Annotated in this window: 16 protein-coding genes and 1 pseudogene; 11 read left to right on the forward strand and 6 right to left on the reverse strand. The window is 68.7% G+C overall.

Going from position 1 to position 19,940, the window contains the following annotated elements; genetic code table 11:
- Window positions 1-474 precede the first annotated feature (474 nt).
- The 4 genes from AB0D14_RS17030 to AB0D14_RS17045 all read left to right on the forward strand — a co-directional run bounded on the left by AB0D14_RS17030 (window position 475) and on the right by AB0D14_RS17045 (window position 4,249).
- Complete coding sequence (locus tag AB0D14_RS17030) at window positions 475-813, forward strand: hypothetical protein (protein ID WP_362779470.1); 339 nt, start codon at window positions 475-477, stop codon at window positions 811-813.
- 77 nt (window positions 814-890) lie between these two features.
- Window positions 891-1,235 carry a hypothetical protein gene (locus tag AB0D14_RS17035; RefSeq protein WP_362779472.1) on the forward strand — a complete coding sequence of 115 codons (345 nt, stop codon included), beginning with the start codon at window positions 891-893 and terminating at the stop codon, window positions 1,233-1,235.
- Between the two features lie 108 nt (window positions 1,236-1,343).
- Window positions 1,344-2,042: an ABC transporter ATP-binding protein gene (locus AB0D14_RS17040; RefSeq protein WP_362779474.1), complete on the forward strand. Its 699-nt coding sequence runs from the start codon at window positions 1,344-1,346 to the stop codon at window positions 2,040-2,042.
- 554 nt (window positions 2,043-2,596) lie between these two features.
- Window positions 2,597-4,249, forward strand: coding sequence for a hypothetical protein (locus AB0D14_RS17045; RefSeq protein ID WP_362779476.1), 1,653 nt, complete (start codon window positions 2,597-2,599; stop codon window positions 4,247-4,249).
- Window positions 4,250-4,453: 204 nt separating this feature from the next.
- Here AB0D14_RS17045 and AB0D14_RS17050 read toward each other — a convergent pair whose 3' ends face one another.
- A complete protein-coding gene (locus tag AB0D14_RS17050; protein ID WP_362779479.1) occupies window positions 4,454-4,660 on the reverse strand; it encodes a DUF397 domain-containing protein in 207 nt (68 codons plus the stop codon).
- A 3-nt stretch (window positions 4,661-4,663) separates the two neighbouring features.
- Window positions 4,664-5,551, reverse strand: coding sequence for a helix-turn-helix transcriptional regulator (locus AB0D14_RS17055; RefSeq protein WP_362779482.1), 888 nt, complete (start codon window positions 5,549-5,551; stop codon window positions 4,664-4,666).
- 193 nt (window positions 5,552-5,744) lie between these two features.
- On the opposite strand from AB0D14_RS17055, the pseudogene AB0D14_RS17060 reads away from it, so the two are divergent.
- Window positions 5,745-6,095: pseudogene (locus AB0D14_RS17060) on the forward strand (ATP-binding protein); the annotation flags it as partial.
- Between the two features lie 57 nt (window positions 6,096-6,152).
- On the forward strand, window positions 6,153-6,401 hold the full coding sequence (locus AB0D14_RS17065) for a hypothetical protein (RefSeq protein WP_362779701.1): 249 nt from the start codon (window positions 6,153-6,155) through the stop codon (window positions 6,399-6,401).
- Between the two features lie 81 nt (window positions 6,402-6,482).
- On the opposite strand, the gene AB0D14_RS17070 is transcribed toward AB0D14_RS17065, so the two are convergent.
- From AB0D14_RS17070 to AB0D14_RS17085, 4 genes are all read right to left on the reverse strand, one after another.
- Window positions 6,483-8,129 carry a M4 family metallopeptidase gene (locus tag AB0D14_RS17070; protein ID WP_362779703.1) on the reverse strand — a complete coding sequence of 549 codons (1,647 nt, stop codon included), beginning with the start codon at window positions 8,127-8,129 and terminating at the stop codon, window positions 6,483-6,485.
- Between the two features lie 280 nt (window positions 8,130-8,409).
- Window positions 8,410-10,617, reverse strand: a complete 2,208-nt coding sequence (locus AB0D14_RS17075; protein ID WP_362779484.1) for a molybdopterin oxidoreductase family protein — start codon at window positions 10,615-10,617, stop codon at window positions 8,410-8,412.
- Window positions 10,618-10,968: 351 nt separating this feature from the next.
- Window positions 10,969-11,268, reverse strand: coding sequence for a hypothetical protein (locus AB0D14_RS17080; protein WP_362779486.1), 300 nt, complete (start codon window positions 11,266-11,268; stop codon window positions 10,969-10,971).
- A gap of 167 nt (window positions 11,269-11,435) precedes the next feature.
- The gene (locus tag AB0D14_RS17085) at window positions 11,436-12,119 is read right to left on the reverse strand and encodes an ElyC/SanA/YdcF family protein (RefSeq protein ID WP_362779488.1); all 684 of its coding nucleotides are present in this window, start codon (window positions 12,117-12,119) and stop codon (window positions 11,436-11,438) included.
- Between the two features lie 212 nt (window positions 12,120-12,331).
- On the opposite strand from AB0D14_RS17085, the gene AB0D14_RS17090 reads away from it, so the two are divergent.
- The 5 genes from AB0D14_RS17090 to AB0D14_RS17110 all read left to right on the forward strand — a co-directional run bounded on the left by AB0D14_RS17090 (window position 12,332) and on the right by AB0D14_RS17110 (window position 19,901).
- On the forward strand, window positions 12,332-13,297 hold the full coding sequence (locus tag AB0D14_RS17090) for a sirohydrochlorin chelatase (RefSeq protein ID WP_362779491.1): 966 nt from the start codon (window positions 12,332-12,334) through the stop codon (window positions 13,295-13,297).
- Between the two features lie 122 nt (window positions 13,298-13,419).
- Window positions 13,420-14,778, forward strand: coding sequence for a deoxyguanosinetriphosphate triphosphohydrolase (locus AB0D14_RS17095; protein WP_362779494.1), 1,359 nt, complete (start codon window positions 13,420-13,422; stop codon window positions 14,776-14,778).
- A gap of 114 nt (window positions 14,779-14,892) precedes the next feature.
- The gene (locus AB0D14_RS17100) at window positions 14,893-16,158 is read left to right on the forward strand and encodes an FAD-dependent oxidoreductase (protein ID WP_362779496.1); all 1,266 of its coding nucleotides are present in this window, start codon (window positions 14,893-14,895) and stop codon (window positions 16,156-16,158) included.
- Window positions 16,159-16,224: 66 nt separating this feature from the next.
- Window positions 16,225-18,138 carry a DNA primase gene (gene dnaG, locus AB0D14_RS17105; RefSeq protein ID WP_362779498.1) on the forward strand — a complete coding sequence of 638 codons (1,914 nt, stop codon included), beginning with the start codon at window positions 16,225-16,227 and terminating at the stop codon, window positions 18,136-18,138.
- Window positions 18,139-18,557: 419 nt separating this feature from the next.
- Window positions 18,558-19,901 carry an RNA polymerase sigma factor gene (locus tag AB0D14_RS17110; RefSeq protein WP_362779500.1) on the forward strand — a complete coding sequence of 448 codons (1,344 nt, stop codon included), beginning with the start codon at window positions 18,558-18,560 and terminating at the stop codon, window positions 19,899-19,901.
- Window positions 19,902-19,940 lie beyond the last annotated feature (39 nt).

Below are 19,940 nucleotides of genomic sequence, written 5' to 3' on the forward strand. Positions count from 1 at the left end.
CAAGCACCCTCGGCGGTTAGGGATGCGCTTCTGCGGGAGCACGGCCGCTCTCGGCTCTCTGTAAATTCCGACAGTGCAGTGTCGGCCCTTGAACTGAAGGCATTTCGCGACCTATTCAAAAGGTCTTTGGTGGAGACCAGATCGCTCGTAAGCGAAATGAGGTCGCCAGGTTTCTGGGTGACGTATGTCGAAGCTGAATTCTTGGCAGAAAAATTGAGGTCAGCAGGAGTGGACGTTTCCGTACAGAATGGAGTAACTGATGGATCCATCTATACATCTTCGTGGTGAAGTTGGGTTTCATCTGGATGTGCACGTTCTGCCGTGCTAGTGGCGGCATGAGAGTCTAAAATTCGGAGATCGCCGCGAGTGTATTCTAAAACCTTATGGGTAGAGGGAAATATCTCGTGGAATGACTTTACTGATTCTGTGTCGCTGTATTAACATGCTCGTCAGATTCAACAGAAAGGGAGAAGAATGGTGAATCTCAAACAGGGCGTCATCGTTACTCTTGCAGTAGCGGCAATAACAGCTTCGGCACCCGCGTTTGCGATCAATGCTTCGACTGATGGAGCGTATGCATACACGTCTGGGTCCAACCACTACGCCAACGTCAAGGACACCAAGAAGGACGGTCACCCGGTCAAGGCTCAGTACTCACGAAACTTCCCGGACGACCACGTATACACCCTGTGGGAGAAGGACGGGTACGGGAATACTGCCACGAGTGGATACGGCGGGGCGGTGTATCAGATTCGGGCGTGCGAGTACATCAATAACTGGCCGGATGACTGTAGCGCCTGGGATGAGGACTGACGCGGTCTGGGGAGATCCGCTTTTTTCGTAGGTATTACGTTACGCACTCGGGGAATCGAGTGCAGGGGAGGGGTTTCATGAGGATCAAGAAAGCAGCGGCTGGCCTGGTTGTGGCAGCAGCGCTCACTGCTAGCACGCCGGCGTTCGCCGGTGATATCGACGCAGCGACTGACGGTGCTTCTGCTTCGACATCAGGTGGACGGCACTATGCCAACATCGCTGACATGAAGGCGGATGGGCACCCTGTAAAGGCTCAATACAGCTACCCGTATTTCTCTGACGACGTCTACAACTTGTGGGAGAAGCGAGGTAAGGGGCACTCGAAAAAGAGTGCGTACAAGAGTAGCGAAATCTGGCGCATAAAAGCCTGTGAGTACATCAATAACTGGCCGGATGACTGCAGCGCCTGGGATTCCGACTGATTTTCGGAAGATTTCTATAGAGTCGCGCGATGGGTGTGTTTCGCAACCCCTTCGCGCGACTCTTGTCTCTATGTGTCAGTATGTTTGAAAGCGGGGACAGTGAACGCGATGGACGAGGTTGTACTGGAACTCTCTGCTCTCCAGTACAAGGTGAGCGACCGGGTGATATTCGAGAGTGTCGACTTGAGGGTCGGGCCGGGAGAATCCGTCGCGATATCTGGTCCCAGTGGCAGCGGAAAGTCGACTCTCCTCATGTGCGTCATGGGGCTGATCAGACCGGACTGCGGGTCGGTGATGCTGTGCGGCAAGCAGATGGAGCGGCTGTCCGGCCGTAGCTTGCTCCGGCACCGTCGCGAATCGGTGGGCATGGTTTTCCAAGCGGGGGAGCTTCTGCCGGAACTCGCCCCCGTTGAGAACGTGGCAATCGCCGGGCTCCTCGCTGGGCTGCCGCGATTGGAGGCGTTCTCCCGAGCAGCGGAACTTCTGGACGAGCTGAAAGTCAGGGGCACCTCTGCGGATACGGAGTCGTTGTCCGGCGGTGAAAGGCAACGCGTCGCCGTGGCGCGCGCACTGATCAATCGTCCCGCCCTGCTACTCGCGGACGAGCCGACCGGTGCCCTGGACTCAGCCAATCGGCAGACCGTCGCCGAGCTGCTGTACAGCCTGCCGGAACAGCGGCAGTGCGGCCTTGTCGTGGTGACGCACGACAGCTCCGTCGCCGCACTGGCGCAGAGGCGACTGGTTCTTCAGGACGGGGCGCTCAAGCCGACCTCCAGCGCAGTCCCGGCCACGGGGGTTCCCGCATGAAGCGCCGAACTCTTGCCCTTCAGCTGCTGAGTGCGGGGCGCACAACGGCGATGTCCACCGAGGGCGGGCGTATCCGCTTCTGGGGACTTTTTCTGGCTGCGGGCTTGATGATGCTCGGACTGAGCGGACTTGTCCTGGCGTCCGCGACGTACGAGGGCCGGGATATCCGAGGTGCCTCCCGCACTCCGCAAATCCTGCAGGAGGGCTCGGCCGGCAGGGCTGTGGCGCTGTGGGCTTGGGGTAACGACGATGTCGCAGGACGACAGCACTCCGTCACGTATATCGAACCACTCACTCAGGACGCTCCCTTGCCACCTGGTCTGAGTAAGTGGCCCGAGCCTGGTGAGACCGTGCTTTCATCCGCTCTCATCAGAGCGGGCGCGGATGAGGGAATCGAGTCTCGGTACGGGAAGCTCGCGGGCACAATCGGGAAGGAGGGACTGCAGGCTCCAGAAGAACGCTTTGCCTACGTGCGGCCTCGTGTGAATCTTCTCGATAAGCGCGCTATGTACCCGATCCGTGGATTCGGGGTACCCGTAGGATCGACCGCAAGCATGGGCGAGAGCATGTCCGTTCCGGACCTTTCGGTTCTCGCGGCCGGAGTCGCCGGATTTGTTCTGCTGCCGGCGGGTGCGCTGGTCGTGCTGAGCGCCCGTGCAGGTTCAACGGCTCGCGAGCGCAGGCTGGCACTCTTCGAGGCGCTGGGTGCGAGCCGGGCAGCTAGAGGGCTCTTCACTCTTGGGGAAGCGGCAGTTCCCACATTCCTCGGAGCGGTCGCCGCAACCTGCGTACTACTGCCTGCAGCCATGCTCGACATCCCGTTCCCTCTGGTCGATTTCACGCTCAGTGCGGAAGACGTGCGCCGTTGCGCGGCATGGCTCGTACTGGCCGGAACTGTCGCGGTTCTTGTAGTACTGACTGCTTCAGTACTACTCCACGCCAGTGGACGGAGGTCGTCCAGTGCTGTGAGGCCAACAGTCGTTTCGAAGCGTCTTCGGGCGTGGTGGCCCTGGATGTTTCCCTTCGCGCTGCTCTTCGCCATACGGGGACCGGCACTGGCCGGTGACGATCTGCGGCTCCCGGTCTATGCACTTGGCGTAGCGGCAGTGCTGGCGACATTGCCTGCCGTCGTTGGTGCGCTGTGCGGATGGCTCGGCATCCGGCTTGCCTCTGTGGGGCGACGGCTGGGTCTGCCAGGCCTACTGATCGCCGGCCGCAGGATGTCCGCCAAACCCCGTGCTACGGCGCGTTTCGTGACCGCTTTGATCGTGATGATCGGACTGGTCGCCCAAGTGCAACTGTGGACCGGGCTGTTGGGTGAGAACGCGACGCTCGCGAAGCACACTCAGGACCGGATCGGGTCGTCATTGCTTTCCATCTCTCCCTACGCTGATGCAGATCGCGTACAGGACTTCGCGGCAGCACTGCCGACCGAGACCGGCCTGCTACTCGTACGGCAGAGCCCGCCGACCGCGGAGTCGCCGGGAAGGATCACTCTGACTGGGGCTTGTACCGCCCTTCACGCACTGAACCTGCCCTGCAAGACCTCCCAGGTCTATGCCACACGCAGCGGGCTCGATCCCAGAGTCAGGGAACTCACCCGTTGGAGCCTCGCCGGCGGAGACGGCATAGTGGCCGTTGCCCGGGGACCAGTGCATGGAGCGAAGGCGCAAGGCGAGGAGTCCCTTTCGCTCGTCGCGGTCTCCACATCAGGAGAAGCCCTGTCTCTGCCCCTGTTTCGGGAGATGGCCCGAACGTACCTGGCCGTAGGCGCCAGTGCCGATCCACTGGGCCAGAGTTGGCTGCTCGGCTCCAACGACCTCGCCGCCGCGGCAGCGTGGGTCCGACTGCTCGGTCTGATTGGAGCCTGTCTGACCGTGCTGGCGATCGGCATCAGCGCGCTGGCCGAGTTCCTGCGGTTCAGCCGTGACATAGCGCCCTTGTCAGCCTTGACCGGGGGCACCGCAGTGAACGGTTCCGTCGTCGCCTGGTCTCTTCTCTTCCCAGCGCTGCTGGCCGCTGCGCTGGGCAGCATCATTTCGATGTGGCTCACAGCGCCCATAACCGTCAATGGCGGGGCTCCGGTTCCGGGGGACACGTATGTCCTACTCGGTGTCGGCGCCGGAGCTTGTGCCGTCGCGCTGTGTGCCTGGGGTTGGCGATCCGCCAACAGAGCCGCGCTGAGCTGGAGACCGGCTCTGGACTGAACGGATATCGCCGCCCAGGCCGCGTCTACCGCCGTGTACTCCGCGCTCCCGGCCCCGTACAGGTCTTTCACCGCGTTCAGCGTGGGGGTGCGCGCCCGCGTGCTTTGTCGACGACGTCATGTAGTTGGCCGTCGCCAAGAAACCGCGACCTGTGGTTGAAGTTTCCCCCACCTCACCTGGCTGGACGCATGGTGGTCAACTTGCTCACCGATTCCAGCCAGGCGTGGTGAAGTTGCCGTCCGTGAGGACGGCTCGGAAGGCCTCCCACGTGGCGGGCCGGATGCGGAGGGACGGGCCTGTGGGGTGCTTCGAGTCGCGTATGGCGATGGTGGTGGGGATGTTGGTGGCTATCTCGACGCACTCGGCCGCTTCGTCGCTATAGCTGGACTTGCGGAACTCGAATTCAGGCACGGCTCACAGCTCCTTGCGCAGCTTGTGGAGAAACGACACTGACTCCCCTTCGTTGAGGGAGCGTTCGGCGATCATCTCGAACATCTCATCGTAGGCGGCTGAGGCTTCCCCGCCCTCCATCCATCGCTGAGTGAAGGGGGCCTCTGCGTACACGACGTCCATGGCGCCCGGGGCGGCGAACGAGATGATGTTGAACGAGCCGTTCAGGCCAGAGTGCATGCCGGCACCGAAGGGGAAGACCCGAAGAGTAAGACTCGGCAGGTCGGCCATCTTTGCGAGTTCTTCGATCTGGCCCCTGGCTGTCGCTGCGTTGCCGGGGAAGTTGCGTAGAGCCGCCTCGTAGATCACCACGCGTAGCGAGAGGGGGAGTTCCCCGGAGAGGCGACGTTGGCGAGCGAGCCGCGTTGCGACGAACTTTTCGTCCGGTTCGGGGCTCTTGGTCATCTTGGCCGCGGGGTGCTCTCTCAACGCCCGTACGTATTCAGGTGTTTGCAGCAGTCCCGGAATGAACGCGCACTGCCAGGCCTTGATCGATGTCGCTGCACTCTCGAGTGCGACGTACTCCTGCATGACGCCGGGGATGGTGTAGTCGTCCCACCAGCCCTTGGCCTTGCGGCGCTCGCGGTCGACCCTGGCCAGTTCCAGGAGTCGGCCGACAACGCCAGGGTCATGGACGCCGTACAGCTCGCACAGCGCCCGGATGTCCGGATCGCGCATGGGCACCCAGCCGCGCTCCATCTTCGTGATCTTCGTGATTGACGAGGTGAGGGTCTTGGCGGCATGGGTTTGTGTCAGCCCGGACGCCGTACGCAACTTGGTGAGTTCCCCGCCCAGGCGGCGCCCCAGTACGGAGGACGTGCTGTTGCCCAACGTCGGTTGGCTCGCGCTCAAGTTGTGCTCCTTCAGGCCTCGGTGCGGGGTCAGTTTGTCGCGATGGGCATTCGTTCCGCAAACACGTCCGGATTAATTGTTCCAAAGCTAACTTGCGTCGCACTCTGCGGGTCCCTACCTTCAGTGACGAACCGATCGCAGAGCGGCGCCGATTGCTGTTGGTGTTGCTCGACCCTGCCCGGAGGCAAGCCGCATGGTCGCCCCGCAAGAGTCAGCAGAACCCGAAAGTCCGCTCCGTCACGACTGCCTCGACTACACGCCACTCCCCAAGAGCGTCACCCTCGCCCGCCGCCGCGCCCACCGTCTGCTCACGGACTGGGGGCACCCGGAACTGGCCGCCGACACTGCCCTGTTGGTGTCCGAGCTGGGTGGCAACGCAGTACTGCACGGCAGCGTCCGTGACCGGCTCTTCCGGGTGGAACTCACCCTCACCGAGCGCGTCGTACGGATTTCCGTGTCCGACCCGAAAGGTGAATTACGGCCGAACCTCCGTGAGGCGACCGCGGACGACATGTTCGGGCGCGGGCTGCTGATCGTCGGGCAGGTGGCCGACCGATGGGGCGTATGCGGGCTGACCGTCGGCAAGTCGGTGTGGTGCGAGCTGGATGTCGTACGCCAGAAGGCCGTCGGCGGCGTGGAGGTCGAGGTCCCCAACAGCATCCCCGACATCCGTGCCGCGCTTCCTGAGGGGCGACGTGAGGAGTTCGACCGGGCCGTCGATGAGGCTGGGTTGGACGATATCCACGCCGTCATGCGGCACTGGATGCTGGAAGCCGTGCCCGCCCCGGAGGCCGACGCGCTCCTGACACGGCTGGCGGCGGACGAGGCCGAGCGGCGGGGCGTCGCTTGAGCTGACGCATCACGTGCCGGGCGGGGGCGGGGGCAACGCCCCCGCCCCCGCCCACGAGCCCAGGTCAGTTCACGGACTCACTCACTTCACGGACACAGCCGACCAGGCCGCGTCCACCGCCGTGTACTCCGCGCTGTCGGCGCCGTACAGGTCCTTCGCCGCGTTCAGCGTGGCGGTGCGTGCGCCCGCGTACTTCGTCGATGACGTCATGTAGACCGTCAGCGCCCGGTACCAGATCGCGCCCAGCTTGGCCTTGCCGATGCCCGTCACCTTCGCGCCGTCGCAGGTCGTGCCGTTGTGGGCGACGCCTCCGATGGTCTTGGGGCCACTGCCCTCGGCGAGGAGGTATGCGAAGTGGTTGGCGACGCCCGAGGAGTAGTGGACGTCGAGGTCGCCGACCTTGGAGGTCCAGCAGTCCGCGGAGTTGCCGTCCTTGGAGGGCTGGTCCATGTAGCGGAGCGCGGCGCGGCCGAAGCCGGACTTCACGACCTTCTCGCCGATCCGCCAGTCCCCGGGGTCCGAGGGGTTGTCGGCGTAGAACTCCACCAGGGTCCCGAAGATGTCGGAGGTCGCCTCGTTGAGGCCGCCGGGCTCGCCCGAATACGTGAGGGCCGCCGTCTTCGAGGTCACGCCGTGGGACATCTCGTGGCCGCTCACGTCCAGGGACACCAGCGGCCCGAAGGTCGTCCCGTCACCGTCGCCGTACGTCATGCAGAAGCAGTCGTCGTCCCAGAAGGCGTTGTTGTAGGCGCTTCCGTAGTGCACGCGGTTGTACGAGCCCTTGCCGTCGCCCGCTATACCGGTGCGGCCGTGGGTGTCCTTGTAGTAGTCCCAGGTGGTGTCGGTGCCGTACTGCGCGTCGACCGCGGCCGAGGCGCGGTTCGTATTGGACCCGGTTCCCCAGTGGTTGTCGGCATCTGTGAGGACGGGCGCGGCGGCACGTGTGTAGCAGAGGACCAGGATGCAGGAGTCGGTCTTGTTCCGCGTGTCGCCCGTGTACGTGTTTCCCCTGGTGGGGTCGGTCAGTTGGTACGTCGAACCGGACTTCGTCGTCTCCAGCGGGACCGTTCCGCTGTAGAGGGAGCGGCCGTCCCCGGTCGCCGTCTCGATGCTGTCCCAGGCGTCGATCTGCTTGCCGGTGCGGGCGTCCGTGAGGACGACACGGGCCATCGGATTGCCGAGCGAGTCCTTGCCGGCGGCCTCGGTGCGCCAGGCCAGCCTGGGCTCTCCGTGCAGGGCGTCGACGACCAGCTGCGGCTTGGCGGTTATCCCGCGGAGCGTCTCGCCGACGTTCGCGAGGCGCAGGGCCGCGGCGGCGAGGTCGGCGGCCTTCGGGCCCGACACCGACGGCTCGACGCTCGTGAGGGAGAGCGGCCGCGTGGTGGCCCGCTCGGCGCTGCGATAGTCACCGGAGGACGTGAGGTGGACTACGAAGTCGCCGCCTAGCACCGGGAGCTGACGGTATGTCCGGTCGTACCGCACGTGCTGGGTGCCGTCCGCGTCGACGACCACGTCGCGGGCCTTCGTGTCCTGGGCGGAGGTGAGGCCCAGGCTTGCGGCCTGGTCGGCGAGTACCGCCGCCGCGTTGCCGAGCACGGTGTCGCGGGTCGGCCCGTCGGCCGCATCCGCGCCGGCGGGGGACAGCGCGCCCGCCAGCAAGGTGGTTGCCGCCGCGGATATGCCGACGGTGGCGAGGCGTGAGCCTCGGAGGTGCCGTGTCCGACTCATCGAACGCATCGAACTCCTCGATAAGGCACGCGAAAACGCGTGGTGGGGGGAGTGGAGGGTGGGGGGATGCGCATGTGTCCGCTCAGTTCTAGGCGGCCGAGCGGTGTCATGTCCATAGCTGATCACTGGGGGACGTGTGGGGATGTGTGAGGGGTGAGAATCGTTTCTGCAAAGGTCCGGGCACGTCCCGGACCAGCCCCCGGTCCAGCCGCGGACAAACCCCGGGCTAGCCGGTCCAGCCGCAGACCAGCCCCCGACGACTCGCAGAGTCCCCTCCGCGTCAGCCCGACCGCTCCACGCGGTCCACGCGCTCCACACGAACCGCACAAGCCTTGAACTCCGGCATCCGCGAGGTCGGGTCGAGGGCCGGATTGGTCAGCGTGTTGGCGCGTCCCTCGCCCGGCCAGTGGAACGGCATGAACACGGTGTCGGGCCGGATCGTGGTGGTGATCCGCGCGGGCGCGACCGCCCGGCCCCGCCGGGACACGATGGCCAGCGGTTCTCCCTCGGTGGCACCCAGCCGCTCGGCCAGCCTGGGGTGCAGCTCCACGAAGGCGCCGGGCGCGGCGGCGTTCAGTTCGTCGACGCGGCGGGTCTGGGCGCCCGACTGGTACTGGGAGACGACCCGGCCGGTGGTCAGCAGCATCGGGTACTCGTCGTCGGGCTCCTCCGCCAGCGGCCGGTGGCTCACGGCGACGAAGCGGGCACGGCCGTCGGGGGTGGCGAACCGGTCGAGGAAGAGGCGGGGCGTGCCGGGGTGCACTCCGGCGGGAGCGAGGGCGAGGGCGGGTCCTGCGGTCGCTTCCGCACCGGCGGAGCCGCCCGGCTCCGGCTTCGGCTCAAGCGCGGGCTCCGGCTCCGGCTCCGGCGCGGGCTCCAGCGGGCACGGCCAGAACACCCCGTTCTCCTCCGCCAGACGGCGATACGTGATGCCCGAGTAGTCGGCGGGCCCGCCCGCGCTCGCCCGGCGCAGTTCCTCGAAGACCTCCTCCGGGTCCGTGGGGAAACCCTTCTCCACGCCCAGGCGGGCGGCCAGTTCATGCATCACGTACAGATCGCTGCGGATGCCGTCCGGAGGCGTGATCGCCTGCTTGCGCAGCAGGACACGGCCCTCCAGGTTGGTCATGGTGCCCGTCTCCTCGGCCCACTGGGTGACAGGGAGGACGACGTCCGCGAGCTCCGCCGTCTCGGACAGCACCACGTCGGCGACGGCCAGGAAGTCGAGGGAGCGCAGCCGTTCCTCGATGTGGGCGGCCCGGGGCGCGGACACCACCGGATTCGAGGCCATCAGCAGCAGCGAGCGGATGTCCGTACCCATGGCGTCGAGCAGTTCGTACGCGCTCCGGCCGGGCCCCGGCAGCGAGTCGGGGTCGACGCCCCAGACCTCGGCGACGTGCCGCCGGGCGGCCGGGTCGTCGAGCTTGCGGTAGCCGGGCAACTGGTCGGCCTTCTGGCCGTGTTCGCGTCCGCCCTGCCCGTTGCCCTGCCCGGTGAGGCAGCCGTACCCGGAGAAGGGCCGTCCCGGACGCCCGGTCGCCAGGCAGAGGTTGATCCACGCGCCGACCGTGTCCGTGCCCTTGGAGTGCTGCTCGGGCCCGCGCGCGGTGAGCACCATCGCGGACTCCGGCTCGCAGAACATCCGTACGGTCTCGCGGAGTTGGGGTACGGACACCCCGGTGATCCGCTCCACGTACTCCGGCCAGTGCGCCATCGCCGCGGCCCGCGCCTCCTCCCAGCCGCTCGTGCGCTCCTGGATGTACGCCTCGTCCGTACGCCCCTCTGCCACCACCAGGTGCAACAGTCCGAGGGCCAGGGCCAGATCCGTACCGGGGCGCGGCGCCAGATGGAGGTCCGCCTGTTCGGCGGTGCGTGTGCGGCGCGGGTCGATGACGATCAACGTGCCGCCGTTCTCGCGCAGTTCCGTGAGATAGCGGAGCGCCGGCGGCATGGTCTCGGCGAGGTTGGAGCCGACGAGGATCACACACCCCGTCCTCGGGATGTCCTCCAGCGGGAAGGGCAGCCCCCGGTCCAGGCCGAAGGCCTTGATGCCGCCGGCCGCCGCGGACGACATGCAGAAGCGTCCGTTGTAGTCGATCTGCGAGGTGCCGAGCGCGACCCGGGCGAACTTGCCGAGCGTGTACGCCTTTTCGTTGGTCAGCCCGCCGCCGCCGAACACCCCGATCGCGTCCGGGCCGTGTTCGGTACGCGTCCGGGACAGCCCCTCGGCGATCCGGTCGAGCGCCTCGTCCCAGCCGGCCGGCTCCAGCACCCCCGCCTTCCGGATCAGGGGCGAGGTCAGCCGCGCCGCTGACGAGAGCAGCGCGGGAGCCGTGCGGCCCTTGCCGCACAGGGCGCCCCGGTTCACCGGGAAGTCGGCGCGCTCCGTCACCTCGACCACACTGCCGCCGCCGGACGGCACGGGCGTCAGGTTCATGCCGCACTGCAGCGCGCAGTACGGGCAGTGGGTGGGCGTCACGGTGGTCTGCATACAGCTCAGCGTGCGTCGCACGTGTTACGCGGCAGGACGCGTCCCGTTACGCGGCAGGCACGGGGACCTCCCCGCCCGAACCGGACGGCCGTGAGGGGCGGTGGAGACGGGCGGTGGAGAGGGGGCGGAGAAAGCGGCGGAGAAGGCGAGGCGGCAGGGAGGGTGACGGAGACGGCGGCGGAGAGCGCGGCGGCCCCCGCCAGTGCCCCCGCCCCCGCCAGTGCCCCCGCCCCCGCCAGTGCCCCCGCCCCCGCCGGGGCCCCCGGGCCCGCTCAGGGGCCGTGTCCAGTCAGCCGCGTACGCGCGGTCGGCCGAGCGCGCGCACCTGCCGAGCACGTGCACCTGGTGCACTCAGCACTCGTACGCGTAGTACGGCTCGTCGCCCGCGTCCAGGCCGATGTGTCCGACTTCGCCGGGCTCGATCTGGATGCAACCGGGGTCCCATCCGTCGACTTCGACACTGGCGGAGATCGTGTAGCCGCACACGTTGTGGATGTCGGCCGACTCCTCGCTGTAGACGCCGAGCTTGGCGCACCCCGGCTCCTTCGCCGACACCCGGGCGTCCGCCGAGGCGGTCGTCACGGCACCCGGAACCGAGAGCAGCGCGGCCGCCATGGCGGCGACGAGAACGGTACGCAGACCAGTCATCATGCGTCCTTTCGCTGGGCCCGGTTCGGATCCGGGCCACCGAAAACGACACTATCCGTAGTCAGTTGACTACAGAACGCTGCGCAACCGCTTTCACGCGGCAGGGTGAGCGGCCCCCGTCAAACCCGGCGACCGGTGTGATGTCCGTCTCGTCGGCTATCGACTGTCGACTATCGGTCATCGGCCGCCAACGCCCGTTTCACGCCCGGTTCCTGGGGGCCCAGGAACATGGGGTCCGGCTCGAAGACCGCGTCCAGGAGCGCCTTGCCCGCCGCGACCATCTCGCGCGCTCCGCCGTAGTACCAGGTCACGTCGTGCACGGCGTCCACCCCGACCCCGTACGACTCGACGCCCGCCTCCTGGCACAGCGCGACTGCCCGCCGGATGTGGAAGCCCTGGCTGATCAGTACGGCCCTGTCCACGCCGAAGATCTTCTTGGCCCGAACGCAGGAGTCCCAGGTGTCGAAGCCGGCGTAGTCGCTGACGATCCGCGTGTCGGGCACGCCCCGCTTCGTGAGGTAGGTGCGCATGGCGTCCGGCTCGTCGTAGTCCTCGCGGCTGTTGTCGCCGGTGACCAGGACCACCTGGATACGGCCGGACCGGTACAGCCCGGCCGCCGCGTCCAGCCGGTGCGCGAGATACGGCGACGGCTCGCCCTGCCACAGGCCCGCCCCGAACACGACCGCGACCTCGGTACGCGGCACGTCCGCCGCCGTCCGCAGCCGGTCGTCCGCGACCGTGTACATCCACGTCGCCGGGAGCAGGGCGAGCACGCACCCGGCCATCACCGCCTGCACGGCCCGGCGCTGTCCGGCACGGGTGCGCGGCAGCTTCGGCAGTCTCGGACGACGCATTGGACGGGTCCCTCCCCGGGTGGCCTTGACCCTGGAGGACGCCGTGCACGGCGATCCGGTTCGCCCCACGCACCGTGACCAGCTTCACTCGGAGTGACGTAACCGCAGGTCACGCCACCTCACAGGCCCCCTGTGCCCCACTGTGAACCCCCGGAAAACACCCGTCATTCCCGCGCAACGGGGTAGCAACCTCGTTCCGGCACCCTTGGTGCATGACGGCGTCGAACCCTCCTCGCGACGAGTCCAGGATCAGGATCCGCCCCGGTGGCCGGCCGTTCCCTGGCGGCCACCTCGACAGTACGGCGCAACTCATGAACCGGATCAGCAGTCAGCTCGGCAGTCAGCTCGGCCTCGTGTCCCTCGACGGCACCCGGCGCCCCGCGCCGCCCGCGCTCGTCCTCGTGGGCCACGGCAGCCGCGACCCGCGGGCCCTGAGTACCATCCGGACCCTCATGGACCGGATCCGCGAGCTGCGCCCCGGTCTGCCCGTGCACCTCGGGCACATCGAGCTGAACGAACCCCTCCTGCCCGACACGCTCGCCGGCCTCGGTACCGGTGACGCGGTCCTCGTACCGCTGCTGCTGAGCCGCGGCTACCACGTCAAGCAGGACATCCCCGAGGCCGCGGCAGCCTCGTCGGCGCGTATCCGGATCGCCGCGCCGCTGGGCCCGCACCCGCTGCTCGTCGAGACGCTGTACGAGCGGCTCGTCGAGGCTGGCTGGCACACGCGGCCCAGCGGCCCCGGTGGCCTCAGCGGTGTCGGCCACCTCGGCGGCTCCGGCTTCGGCTCCGGCGACGCTGAGCGCCGGGCGAGCGGAGTCGTGCTCGCCGCGGCCGGATCGCGCGACCCCGACGCCGCCGCCGACACCCGCCGCACCGCCGAGCTGCTCGCCGAACGCCTCGGCGTGCCCGTCGTGCCCGCCTACGCCTCCGCCGCCGCGCCCACGGTCGCGCACGCCGTGCGCGCGCTCGCCGCCAGGGGACGCCACCGGATCGCCGTCGCCTCGTACTTCACGGCACCGGGCCGCTTCTCGGCCGAGTGCGCGGCAGCCGCCCCCTGGATCGCCGCGGCCCCCCTGGGCGCCCACCCGTCAATGGCCCGCCTGGTCCTGCACCGCTACGACCAGGCATCGGCAACCCAGGCGGTGACGCGACCCACGTTGGCCGCGGCCGGCTAGGGCACAGACGTCCGCACCCGCCGACGGCCCGTACCCGGCGGGCGCTCGGGCGCTTCGAGCGCTCGGGCCCTCGGGCGCCGGGCTGCCACCCATTTGTCACTGCCTGCGCTTACTGTCAAGACATGGAAGGCACCAGCACCGAAACCACCCCACCCCAACAGACATACGCGCACCAGGCCCCACCCCCCGCCTACGACCCCACGGCAGTGGCCCGTTGGGCCACCGAGCCGGACAAACGGCCCGGCCGCACCGCCTTCCAGCGGGACCGCGCCCGCGTACTGCACTCCTCGGCCCTGCGCCGCCTCGCGGGCAAGACGCAGGTCGTCACCCCCGGCACTCGCAGCCTGGTCTGGGACGCGAGTCCCCGCACCCGGCTGACACACTCCCTGGAGTGCGCCCAGGTCGGCCGTGAGCTGGGCGCCGCCCTCGGCTGCGACCCCGACCTCGTCGAGGCGGCCTGCCTCTCCCACGACCTGGGCCACCCGCCCTTCGGGCACAACGGAGAACAGGCGTTGAACGAGTTCGCCGAGGACTGCGGCGGCTTCGAGGGCAACGCCCAGTCGCTCAGACTGCTCACCCGCATCGAGCCCAAGCGCTTCGTGCGGGGCGCTGCCGTACATTCGGCCGCCATCGCGGACGGGGACGACCTCGTCAGTGTCGGCCTCAACCTCACCCGTGCCACCCTCGACGCCGCCACGAAGTACCCCTGGCCGCGCGGCGCCCACCCCACCGACCCGCAGTCCCCGAAGTTCGGGGTCTACGAGGACGACCGCCCTGTCTTCGACTGGATCCGCAACGGCGCCCCCGGCGCCCGCACCACCTTCGAGGCCCAGGTCATGGACTGGGCCGACGACGTGGCGTATTCGGTGCACGACGTCGAGGACGGCCTGCACGCGGGGCACATCGACCCCAACTGCCTGCACGCGGAGCCCGAGCGGCAGGAGATCTTCCAGGTCGCCGTCGGGCGGTACGTCGACGCGGACACCGACCCCGCCGAGCTGTCGGCGGCCCTCGACCGGCTCCTGGGCCAGGAGTGGTGGCCGCACGGCTACGACGGCTCGGCCGTCGCCCAGGCCCGGCTGAAGGACGCCACCAGCCAGCTCATCGGCCGGTTCTGCCTCGCCGCGGAGGCCGCCACCCGTGCGACGTACGGGGCGGGGCGCCTCACGCGCTACGCCGCCGAGCTGGTCGTCCCGCGCGCGGCGCGTCTGGAGTGCGCGGTGCTCAAGGCGGTCGCCGACCGGTACGTGATGCAGCGCGCCGAGCAGGAGCTGCTCCGCGCCGATCAGCGGATCGTCGTCGCAGAGCTGGCCGAGGCGCTCACCGCGCGGGCGCCGGAAGGTCTCGACCCGCAGTTTCGAGCCTTGTTCGACCAGTCGTCCGACGACCGTGCCCGCAAGAGGGTGATCGTCGACCAGATCGCCTCGCTCACGGACGCCGCCGCGCGCTCCCTGCATGCGAGGCTCAGGGTGCAGGTGTGACGTCCCACGGTGTCAGCGTGACCCTGAGTGGCCTGATCGGGCCACTCCCTCTTCCCCCATCACGCTGTGTGCGGGACGCTCGCATGTGGCGACATCCGTACGAGGAGGCATCACGTGGTCGACGCAGATCAGACATTCGTCATCGTCGGGGGAGGCCTGGCCGGAGCCAAGGCGGCCGAGGCGCTCCGGGCGGAGGGCTTCACCGGCCGCGTCATACTGATCTGTGACGAACGGGACCACCCGTACGAGCGTCCTCCGCTGTCCAAGGGCTATCTGCTCGGCAAGGACGAGCGCGACAGCGTCTTCGTCCACGAGCCCGCCTGGTACGCGGCCAACGACATCGAGCTGCACCTCGGCCAGACCGTCGACGCGATCGACCGGACCGCCAGGACCGTCCGCTTCGGTGACGACGGCACACTCGTCCACTACGACAAGCTGCTGCTGGTGACCGGCGCCGAGCCGCGCCGCCTGGACATCCCGGGCACGGACCTCGCCGGAGTCCACCATCTGCGGCGCCTCGCCCACTCGGAGCGCCTCAAGCACGTACTGGCCGCCCTCGGCCGGGACAACGGCCACCTGGTCATCGCGGGCGCCGGCTGGATCGGTCTGGAGATCGCCGCGGCAGCCCGTGAGTACGGAGCCGAGGTCACCGTCGTCGAACCCGAGCCGACCCCGCTGCACGGGGTCCTCGGCCCGGAACTCGGTGAGCTCTTCGCCGAACTGCACCGCGAGCACGGCGTCCGTTTCCACTTCGGCGCCCGCCTCACCGAGATCACCGGCCAGGACGGCATGGTCCTGGCGGCCCGCACCGACGACGGCGAGGAACACCCCGCGCACGACGTCCTGGCCGCGATCGGCGCCGCCCCGCGCACCGGCCTCGCCGAGGCGGCGGGCCTGGAGATCGCCGACCGGGCACACGGCGGCGGTATCGCGGTGGACGAGCGACTGCGCACCTCGGATCCCGACATCTACGCGGCCGGTGACGTGGCCGCCTTCCACCACACCCTGTTCGGCACCAGGCTGCGCGTGGAGCACTGGGCGAACGCGCTGAACGGCGGCCCGGCGGCGGCCCGCGCGATGCTGGGCCGCGAAACGACGTACGACAGGGTGCCCTATTTCTTCTCCGACCAGTACGACGTAGGGCTTGAGTACTCGGGCTGGGCGCCCCCGGGGACGTACGACCAAGTGGTGATCCGGGGGGATGCCGCCAAGCGCGAGTTCATCGCCTTCTGGGTGAACGAGGGTCGCGTGCTGGCCGGGATGAACGTGAATGTGTGGGACGTCACAGAACCGATCCAACAACTGATCAGGTCGGGGGCCCGGCTGGACACCGAGGCGCTCGCGGACCCGCACGTTCCGCTGGACAGCCTGGTCCCATGACCGACGAAGCACTCCACTGACCGACGGAGGGACTCGACTGTCACACCCTCCCCGTAGACTCGGCGCGTGGCTGGAAGGATCAACGACGAGGACGTGAAGGCTGTTCGGGACGCGGTCCCGATCGACGCCGTGGTGTCCGAGTACCTCCAGCTGCGCAACGCGGGCGGCGGAAACCTCAAGGGTCTCTGCCCCTTCCATGACGAGAAGTCGCCCTCCTTCCAGGTCAGCCCGAGCAAGGGGCTCTTCCACTGCTTCGGCTGCCAGGAGGGCGGCGACACCATCACGTTCGTGATGAAGGTCGACCACCTCTCCTTCTCGGAGTCGGTCGAGCGCCTCGCCGGGCAGGCGGGCATCACCCTTCGTTACGAAGAGGGCGGCTACAACCCCTCCCACCAGCGCGGCGAACGCATCCGCCTGGTCGAGGCCCACCAGGCCGCCGCCAAGTTCTACATCGAGCAGCTCGACACCAGCTCCGAGGCCGACGCGGGCCGCAAGTTCCTCGCCGAGCGAGGCTTCGACCAGTCGGCCGCCACGCACTTCGGGGTCGGCTACAGCCCCCAGGGCTGGGACCACCTCGTCCGCTACCTGCGCGGCAAGGGCTTCACCGACAAGGAACTGCTCCTCTCCGGGCTCGCCCAGGAGGGCCGCCGCGGCCCCATCGACCGCTTCCGCGGCCGCCTGATGTGGCCGATCCGCGACATCGGCGGCGAGGTCGTCGGCTTCGGCGCCCGCAAGCTGTACGAGTCGGACAACGGGCCGAAGTATCTGAACACGCCCGACACGCCGATCTACCGCAAGTCCCAGGTCCTCTACGGCATCGACCTCGCCAAGAGGGACATCGCCAAGAGCAGCCGGGCCGTCGTGGTCGAGGGCTACACCGACGTCATGGCCTGCCACCTCGCCGGTATCACCACCGCCATCGCGACCTGCGGCACGGCCTTCGGCAACGACCACATCAAGATCCTGCGACGGCTCCTGATGGACAACGGCTCGGCGCGGGTGATCTTCACGTTCGACGGCGACTCGGCCGGCCAGAAGGCCGCCCTGCGCGCCTTCGAGGACGACCAGAAGTTCGCCGCCGAGACGTACATCGCGATCGCCCCCGACGGCATGGACCCCTGCGACCTGCGCCTCGCCAAGGGCGACGCGGCGGTCGCCGACCTGGTCGAGCCCCGCACCCCGCTCTTCGAGTTCGCCCTGCGCCAGATCGTCGCCCGCTACGACCTGGAGACCCCCGCCGGCCGCGCCGCCGCGCTCGACGAGTCCGCGCCCATCGTGGCCCGCATCAAGAACAGCGGCGCCCAGCACGAGGTCGCCGTCCAGCTCGCGGGCATGCTCGGCATCCTCGACACCCAGTTCGTCGTCAAGCGGGTCGCCCAGCTGGCGCGCTGGGCCCGCGACCGCGGCGGCAAGGGCCCCGCGCCGGCGAGCGGCGGCCGCCCCCCGCAGCAGTACGACAGCAACGGCCCCGGCCCCAGGCCCCCTTCGGGCCCGGCCCTGACCCTGCGCAACCCGGTGTTCGCCACCGAGCGCGAGCTGCTCAAACTCGCCCTCCAGCGCCCCGACCTGGTCGCCCCGGCCTTCGACGCGTACGGGGTGGACGAGTTCACCGCCCCGCCGTACGCGGCCGTCCGCGAGACGATCATCGAGGCGGGCGGCGCGGAGTACGGCGTCCAGGACCCGCAGCAGTACCTGGTCCAGGTCCGCGAGGCCGCCGCGGACGACGTGATTCGCGCCATGGTCACGGAGCTCGCCGTCGAGGCCATCATGCGCAAGACCGTCGACGAGGCCTACGCGGGCGAGCAACTGGTGACCGTCCGCCGCCGCGCCGTCGAGCGCCGGGTACGTGACGTCCAGGGCGCACTCGCGCGCGCCAGCGCGCAGGGGGACCCGGCCCGGCTGGCCGCCGTGCAGAACGAGTTGTGGGTGCTCCAGCAGTACGACCAGGCCCTGCGCGAGAAGGGCGCTTCCGCGCTCTGAGCGGGCCGGAGGGCCGATGGCGGCACGCCGCCAGGCCACCTCCCCCGCGGCCTTCGCGCCCACCCGGCTCTTCTCGCACCCACCCGGGTTTTCCGGTGTACGACGTCCGCCCCCGGGAACCCGTCGACGTGACTGTCGGCTGCGAGGCCTCCGGCCGTGGACCGGCGCTAGACGCGCCCGGCGCGAGACCGGTCCCGGTCGCCCGGCGTGGCGGCCGTTCCGGTGCGGCGGCGCTGTCGCAGCGGACCGTCGGCTGCGTTCCGCATCGAGAACCGGACACTCGGGGGAACGTGCCAGATCAGGGGACGGACGAGCACACCAGCTTTCCGCGAGGGTAACCAAGCAGTCACGGACTGGACTCAAAAAGTCACCGCACGCCCCTCGTGGCGAGGATGCGTCGTACTCCACACTGGGTTCCGGTGCCTGAGTCCTCGGAGCGCGGCCGACCCGAACGCGACGGGTCCGAAGTCCCCGCGGTTCCGCTCAACGTGTTCGGGACGGACAGCGGCAAGGCCGTCGTCCCCGTCCCGCTGCCGCACGCCTCAGCAGCGACATTCCTGGAGGTCGCCCCCGTGCAGACCCAGACCCTGACGCAGACCGACAACGCCACGAACATCACGCACACCACGCACACCGCGAACACCGCGAACACCGCGAAGACGGACCCGGATGCCGACGTCCTTGAGGCCGTACCGCCGCAGAACCGTGCCGCGCACCATCCGGAAACCGCCTCGCCCGAGACCACGGCGGAGCCGCCGAACGCGCCGGAGCCGCCCACCGCCGTCCTCGTGGAGAGCGAGACGGAGGCACTGGAGCCGGTGGAACCGCCCCGCGGGCGCGCGGACACCGGCGGGCCCTCGTCCGACCTGTTCCGCCAGTACCTGCGGGAGATCGGCCGGATCCCGCTCCTCACCGCGGCGGAGGAGGTGGATCTCGCCCGGCGGGTCGAGGCGGGCCTCTTCGCCGAGGAGAAGCTCCGGCTGGCCTCAGACCTCGACAGTCAACTCGCCCTGGACCTCGACAAGTTGGTGGTCATGGGCCGGATGGCCAAACGCCGCCTCATCGAGGCCAACCTGCGCCTGGTCGTCTCCGTGGCCAAGCGGTACGTGGGGCGCGGGCTGACCATGCTCGATCTGGTCCAGGAAGGGAACCTGGGGCTGATCAGGGCGGTCGAGAAGTTCGACTACGCCCGTGGGTACAAGTTCTCGACCTACGCGACCTGGTGGATCCGCCAGGCCATGTCCCGGGCCCTCGCCGACCAGGCCCGCACGATCCGGGTTCCCGTCCACGTGGTCGAGCTGATCAACCGGGTCGTCCGTGTGCAGCGGCGCATGCTGCAGGAGCGGGGGTACGAGCCGACGCCCGAGGAGGTCGCCGCGCACCTCGACCTGACCGGCGAGCGGGTCAGCGAGGTTCTGCGGCTGGCACAGGAGCCGGTGTCCCTCCATGCCCCGGTGGGGGAGGAGGACGACGTGGCCCTCGGTGACCTGATCGAGGACGGGGACGCGACGAGTCCGGTGGAGTCGGCCGCCTTCCTGCTCCTGCGGGAACACCTGGAGGCGGTGCTCTCCACGCTCGGTGAGCGTGAACGCAAGGTGGTGCAGCTCCGCTACGGCCTGGCCGACGGCCGCCCCCGCACGCTGGAGGAGATCGGGCGGATCTTCGGCGTCACGCGTGAGCGCATTCGCCAGATCGAGTCCAAGACCCTCAACAAACTCCGCGACCACGCGTTCGCGGACCAGCTACGGGGTTACCTGGACTGACCTTTCTCGCCCCCGCCGCCCCTTCCCGTCCCGTCCCGT

It is taken from the genome of Streptomyces sp. NPDC048484 (genome assembly GCF_040651415.1).
Lineage (GTDB): Bacteria > Actinomycetota > Actinomycetes > Streptomycetales > Streptomycetaceae > Streptomyces.

Coding starts and splice junctions, on each gene's coding strand:
- AB0D14_RS17090 (WP_362779491.1), top strand. CDS start 12,332: ATGACGGCGTCGAACCCTCCTCGCGACGAGTCCAGGATCAGGATCCGC.
- AB0D14_RS17045 (WP_362779476.1), top strand. CDS start 2,597: ATGGGCGAGAGCATGTCCGTTCCGGACCTTTCGGTTCTCGCGGCCGGA.
- AB0D14_RS17075 (WP_362779484.1), bottom strand. CDS start 10,617: ATGCAGACCACCGTGACGCCCACCCACTGCCCGTACTGCGCGCTGCAG.
- AB0D14_RS17070 (WP_362779703.1), bottom strand. CDS start 8,129: ATGAGTCGGACACGGCACCTCCGAGGCTCACGCCTCGCCACCGTCGGC.
- AB0D14_RS17080 (WP_362779486.1), bottom strand. CDS start 11,268: ATGATGACTGGTCTGCGTACCGTTCTCGTCGCCGCCATGGCGGCCGCG.
- AB0D14_RS17085 (WP_362779488.1), bottom strand. CDS start 12,119: ATGCGTCGTCCGAGACTGCCGAAGCTGCCGCGCACCCGTGCCGGACAG.
- AB0D14_RS17035 (WP_362779472.1), top strand. CDS start 891: ATGAGGATCAAGAAAGCAGCGGCTGGCCTGGTTGTGGCAGCAGCGCTC.
- AB0D14_RS17095 (WP_362779494.1), top strand. CDS start 13,420: ATGGAAGGCACCAGCACCGAAACCACCCCACCCCAACAGACATACGCG.
- AB0D14_RS17030 (WP_362779470.1), top strand. CDS start 475: ATGGTGAATCTCAAACAGGGCGTCATCGTTACTCTTGCAGTAGCGGCA.
- AB0D14_RS17040 (WP_362779474.1), top strand. CDS start 1,344: ATGGACGAGGTTGTACTGGAACTCTCTGCTCTCCAGTACAAGGTGAGC.